The sequence below is a fragment of the Flavobacterium sp. genome (genome assembly GCF_025352425.1).
GTDB lineage: Bacteria > Bacteroidota > Bacteroidia > Flavobacteriales > Flavobacteriaceae > Flavobacterium.
This window is the reverse complement of sequence record NZ_JANXTI010000070.1, coordinates 1-5,193: the sequence shown is the minus strand read 5'-3', so window position 1 is coordinate 5,193 and position 5,193 is coordinate 1. Positions and strand designations below refer to the sequence as shown.

Below are 5,193 nucleotides of genomic sequence, written 5' to 3'. Positions count from 1 at the left end.
AAAACTTTTGAAGGTTTTAAAACAAGAATTTTAGCAAAAATAACAGCATTAACATTGGTTCAGTATATCAATAAATTCATATTTGACAGACCAATAAACAATATTAAAAATCAAACAATTTAATTACACCCAACGGGTTATCTTATTTATTTAAAGCTATCGAGAATAATGGACAACCAACTCTTTTAGATAAATACAAAGGGTTGCCTTTAGATTGTTCTGAAACTATCCGACAATCATATTATTTCTATTTTGAAGAAGTGCCTATTTGTCACAGCGCATCATATTTTTATCTATATGAGCTTCTTAATTTTGACTATAATAAGTCAATGAATTTAAGAGAAATAGCAAAAAAAGATTTAAAGCTATGGCATCCTGAAATTTATAAAAGTAAACAAAAAAAAATCAGTTTTAATAATTGGCTTGGACTTGACTACTTTGAAGAGCTACAACTTATTAAGGATAGATTTCATAAATATTCAAAATGGCGAATAATTTTTTTTCTCTATGATATAGACATAGATTAGTTCAAAACCTCTTAATTAATTTAAAAGATTACCGCCAAAGTTTGAAATGATGATGATTTCATTTCGTGACTTGTGACGGTAATTTTTTATTTATTGCAATACCATTGCAATGATTTATTTGAATAATTGCAATGGTTTTGATACTGAAATAATGTTATCGTTTTGTAACCCTGTTACCACACATTAAAATTAAGTGGGATAGGATGTTACTTTTGTTGATTTGTTGAAATCAGGTTGTAGAGCCTTTTATTTAATAGGTTTGTGACTTCAACAAATTGTCAACAAGCTGTCAAAAAATAACTGAATACCCCGAAATATATTCTGTTGACAGCTTGTTGATGTCCTGTTGCCCTGTAAAGTACTGTTTTTATTGATTTTTTTCTTGTCCGTCAACAAATCAACAATTATTTAATAAACTCCTCTTTCTTGAAAGTATAGAATCTTCCCTTTCGATTTTCAGTATAAACACTCCATTTCCCGCTATTCATTGTAGATAAATCCAAACTGTAAAAATTGTAGCTGCTATTTTTAGGTTCAAGTTTAAAATTCTCTGTAATTATTTTAGACACATAATTTTTGCCTACTCTGATATTGGCTAGGTTTAATTGTTCGTGCAAATCTTTAGTAGTATAATACAATTCATCTAATTCAAGAGTGCAGAACTGGTCAATTAAAAACTCTTCAATTTCCTTTTCAATAGAAGTTCTGTTTCCACGAACTAAAACATCTAATGCTTTGGTATAAATCTGCTCTTTAGTAAACCACATTCGGGTTGTTCTTTGGGTTTCGATTTTCCTATGAGTTAAATGATATGCGAATGAAGCAATTTCTTTTCTCATTTGCTCTAATAAGTCCGGATTTTCTTTTACAAAAGGATTGACTTTAATTACCCAGTAACGAATTTCTAAATCATCAATCTTAATAAAGTTTTCTTCATTATTTGAACATAGAATAAACTTGCCGAAAAACTCTATTTCAGCCTTATCAACTCCTTTTCCCTCTAGTTTGTAATGATTAGAAGTTGAAAGGTTTTTAATGCGCTCACTGTCTTCTTTTTTGTCCAGTAAAACTTCGTCAACTGCCACAATTAATTTTCCCGCCCAATCGGAATTAAAACGGCTTCTAAAGTCTTCATTTTTATTGATGGTCATATTGCCCTCAAAAATCAGTTTTAAGAGTTTTAGAAATGTACTTTTACCTGTGTTTCGCTCTATACTTACCAAACACAATATAGGCAAGATTTGACTGGGGTACTTCCAAAGAATTGTTAAATAATCTAATGCTAATTCATACTGTTTACCAAAAAGGTGTTGCAGAAAGAGTTTTATACTTTCCCAATCTCCTTTTTCATTCACAGAATAAGAAAGAGGTTCATACTTATTGTAAAAATTATTAATCTCTCTTTGATAATTAATGTGTGACGGAAATGTGCAGAAAGTTTCATATTTTTTTATGCCTTTCAAACTGTCTTTCCCAAAATCATCAATAATGGTGGCTTTATTCCATTTTATTAATGATTTCATATTATCGCCACTCATAAGAGGGCATAATACCTCCTTGAAATATTCTGTTCCCACACGGATATACTTTTTCATATTTCAAAAATTATAGATGCCATTTTTGAAGGGTCAAAGTTATTAGAGTGCTTATTTTTCCTGATTGTGATTAAAACACCATGCAATTCGGAATCTTTTAATAAAACACTATTGATATTGTTTGATAATAATTTAAAATTATGATTATCGTAGCCTTTTATAAGTTGCCCAATTAATTCGCAGGATTCAATATATTTTCCAGTTGAATAAACTATATTATTATCTCTATTATAATCCACTCGTAACCTCGCAAAATCGTTTTTTAAGAAATTCAAATGACTTAAAGCATCTGAAATTAAAGCTTGATTATTAATTTGCATAAAAAAAGCGTTTTAAAGTTGACCAAATTGGTTTTTTTGATTCAATGATTTGAAAACTTCACTTTTTTTATAGCGAACTTTATTTCCAATGCGATAGGCAGGAATAATATCTTTTTTAGTCCAGTCCCATAAAGTAACTAAACTAACCGAAAGGAGTTTTGCAGTTTCTTCTCTTGTTAATAATGTTTCATTATCGGGATTTTGCGAATTAGTAGCATACCCTTTAAGTGCGAGTGTGATGTCTCTGACGATTTCGTTCTTAAAATCATTAGCGTTTGTGCTTTCGAGTTGCAAGATTTCTTTAACCATAATTTAATTATTTATTTTATTAATTATGGCACAAACTTAATTTAGTCGAATGGGGTTAAAACTATTAGGGTAACCCTGATGGTTACCCTAATAGTTTTTTTATAATTTCATCTGCTTGTTTTCTGTCGTTTAAAAGTTTTTCTGAATTTTCAGAACTTTTTTTGTCAAGCTCAAGATAAATCTTTTTAATGTTGTCTTTATTTTTACCTAGTAAATGACTAAGTATTTCGCCTTTTTTTGTTGCACTTATACTGCTCCAATCTTTTATGTTTATGATTTCCTCAAGTAGAAAAACTTGTAATGAAGTATCAACAAAACTTGATTTCTGTCTAGTGTTTTTTAGTTTATTAATTTGCTCTTTACAAAAGTCTATTTGTGTCTTTATCGTGTAATATTTGACCCATGTACTTAAAATCTCTTTGGGAATATCTGACAATTCAAAATCTGAAGTTAAATACTTCTCAATAAAAGTAATTTCTCTAGTAAGGCAATCATAGATTAATTCCTGCCAATTTGCAAACCCATTAAACTCTTTTATTTCAGCATAAACAAGATATTCCGACTCATTTTTAACTTGCGAATATAAATCCTTGTGCTTTTTTTCTAAGTATTTTATTTTTTCAGTGCTTTCAATTCTGCCTTCTAAATTGGTCAAAATCTTGTTTAAATCAAATTGCGTATCTGTTGCTACAACTTCGACAAAAAAGCGAATGGAATTATATATTTCTTTTAAAATGTCTTGATTTATATAATACTCTTTTGCTCCTAATGTTATCATAGTATCAAATTCTATTGAATCAGTTTTCACATTGTCAATTAAAAATTCATCTTCAATAAAAACATTGTGCAAAACAAGGTTGTCAATATTTGAAAGTATTAATTCTTCGAGCTTAAATTTCTTTACAAATTTTCTGTTTTCTATTTCTTCGTAATCCATTATTATTTTTTTATGTAGATTATCTTAGTGTCTATTTTGTTCCTTTCAACCCAAAAATAACCTTTTATATTTTCAATTTTATAAAACGAAAATTAATCAAGCTAACTATTTCACTGAATTAATCATTATCGGACAATAATAGAAAAAGAAATTAAAAAACTGAATGTTTTTTTTGAAATTGGGACAACCGTCGGACAAGAAGAGAATAAAAAAACCGTAAACACTTATTTATAAGTAGTTTACGGTTTAGTGTTGCGGAGAAAGAGGGATTCGAACCCCCGGACCTGTTACAGTCAACAGTTTTCAAGACTGCCGCAATCGACCACTCTGCCATTTCTCCAATAGTCGGGACATCAATTTCTCTCAATGCGGTTGCAAATATAGTAACCTTTTTGATTTTGCAAAAAGATTTTCGTTAAAATATCTACTTATTTTTTAGGGTTATAAAATATTCGTTTAACTAAGTCCTGTTTAACAAAAATTATTGACTTTTTACATGCGCTTTTGCGTTCACAACGTCACTTGCTTATTGCTTGTTCAAGTTACCTATTCAACAATTTTCAGATGTGGTTTTGCCATTACTTTTGATTAAATAGTATAAAGTTATGGCTACTGGATTATATTTTTATGCTCCCGTTTCATCGTTAGGTGCATCAACAGGCTTGGATTGTGGAGAACCTATTTGGCGAAAATAAATAGACAAACCCACTATTGCAAATACGGATAAGAATTCACTTTGCCAGTTCTGGAAAGACTCAAACCACAATCGCGATCCGCACAAGTAATCGCCAAGCGTTTCCAAATGCTTGCCCTTGAATTCATTTTGAAGGTTTTCGTCCTTTAGGCTCCCAAGCACATGTAGAGCAAAAGATAATATAAATAAAATAAAAAGGCTTAAGGTAAGTGAATGTTTATATAACGTCAGCCATATTCCTCCTTTTTTTACCGACCAAGGTGCATTTTTGCGTCTTGCTGAAGGTTCTCTGTCTACTTCTTCCTGACCTGCAAAACCTTTCGACTCGGAAGATCCTTTTTGTTTTAAGAAAATGGTAAGCCACACAAAAAGAGCCATTTGAAGAAATTCGCTTTCCAAATTTTCGAATGTTGCTTCAATAAAATGTCCTGAAAAAAAATACTGGGACAAAGTAACTGCGCTTGCGCCACCTTCTGTTAATTCCTTATTGTATTCTCTAATGCCACAAATTATCTGCCCTGACATTGCTCCAACAAAAAGTATAAGGAATACAATGGATAGACCGTTATGTTGAAGGAATTTTTTCATTTCTTCACGATTTTCATTTTGGATGTTGAAAGATATGGATTCATCGTATTGTTTTTAAATGTTTTTGATATAAAAAAAAAGCCTGCTCCATTAAAAATGTTGCAGGCCCACCTTAACTTAGTAACCAATAATACTATTCTTTTTCTCCACTTGTGGCATCGAAATTAATAGTATTATAAGCCGCCTCTGTTAATGTAATGTCGGCTTCTTTTTCCTCAGCCAA

Annotated in this window: 6 protein-coding genes, 1 tRNA gene and 1 pseudogene; 2 read left to right on the top strand and 6 right to left on the bottom strand. The window is 30.5% G+C overall.

The features are described from left to right. Positions 1–123: pseudogene (locus Q0Q99_RS09370) on the top strand (IS982 family transposase); the annotation flags it as partial. A gap of 206 nt (positions 124–329) precedes the next feature. Continuing rightward, positions 330–527 carry a hypothetical protein gene (locus Q0Q99_RS09365; RefSeq protein WP_293894781.1) on the top strand — a complete coding sequence of 66 codons (198 nt, stop codon included), beginning with the start codon at positions 330–332 and terminating at the stop codon, positions 525–527. Positions 528–931: 404 nt separating this feature from the next. On the opposite strand, the gene Q0Q99_RS09360 is transcribed toward Q0Q99_RS09365, so the two are convergent. The 6 genes from Q0Q99_RS09360 to Q0Q99_RS09335 form a co-directional block, all read right to left on the bottom strand. Beyond that, complete coding sequence (locus Q0Q99_RS09360; RefSeq protein ID WP_293894778.1) at positions 932–2,122, bottom strand: primase-helicase family protein; 1,191 nt, start codon at positions 2,120–2,122, stop codon at positions 932–934. Beyond that, entirely contained in the window at positions 2,119–2,442 is a 324-nt protein-coding gene (locus tag Q0Q99_RS09355; RefSeq protein WP_293894775.1) for a hypothetical protein, read from the bottom strand. Before Q0Q99_RS09355 ends, Q0Q99_RS09360 begins: the two co-directional genes overlap by 4 nt. A gap of 12 nt (positions 2,443–2,454) precedes the next feature. Further along, complete coding sequence (locus Q0Q99_RS09350) at positions 2,455–2,751, bottom strand: helix-turn-helix domain-containing protein (RefSeq protein ID WP_293894772.1); 297 nt, start codon at positions 2,749–2,751, stop codon at positions 2,455–2,457. A gap of 82 nt (positions 2,752–2,833) precedes the next feature. Continuing rightward, a complete protein-coding gene (locus Q0Q99_RS09345; RefSeq protein ID WP_293894769.1) occupies positions 2,834–3,688 on the bottom strand; it encodes a hypothetical protein in 855 nt (284 codons plus the stop codon). A gap of 255 nt (positions 3,689–3,943) precedes the next feature. Next, positions 3,944–4,028, bottom strand: a tRNA-Ser gene (locus Q0Q99_RS09340). Between the two features lie 285 nt (positions 4,029–4,313). Then, a complete protein-coding gene (locus tag Q0Q99_RS09335) occupies positions 4,314–4,970 on the bottom strand; it encodes a DUF6766 family protein (protein WP_293894767.1) in 657 nt (218 codons plus the stop codon). Positions 4,971–5,193 lie beyond the last annotated feature (223 nt).

Bases quoted from the DNA above. Each gene is read 5' to 3' on its own strand.
- Q0Q99_RS09350 (WP_293894772.1), bottom strand. From the start codon at position 2,751: ATGGTTAAAGAAATCTTGCAACTCGAAAGCACAAACGCTAATGATTTT.
- Q0Q99_RS09355 (WP_293894775.1), bottom strand. From the start codon at position 2,442: ATGCAAATTAATAATCAAGCTTTAATTTCAGATGCTTTAAGTCATTTG.
- Q0Q99_RS09335 (WP_293894767.1), bottom strand. From the start codon at position 4,970: ATGAAAAAATTCCTTCAACATAACGGTCTATCCATTGTATTCCTTATA.
- Q0Q99_RS09345 (WP_293894769.1), bottom strand. From the start codon at position 3,688: ATGGATTACGAAGAAATAGAAAACAGAAAATTTGTAAAGAAATTTAAG.
- Q0Q99_RS09360 (WP_293894778.1), bottom strand. From the start codon at position 2,122: ATGAAAAAGTATATCCGTGTGGGAACAGAATATTTCAAGGAGGTATTA.
- Q0Q99_RS09365 (WP_293894781.1), top strand. From the start codon at position 330: ATGAATTTAAGAGAAATAGCAAAAAAAGATTTAAAGCTATGGCATCCT.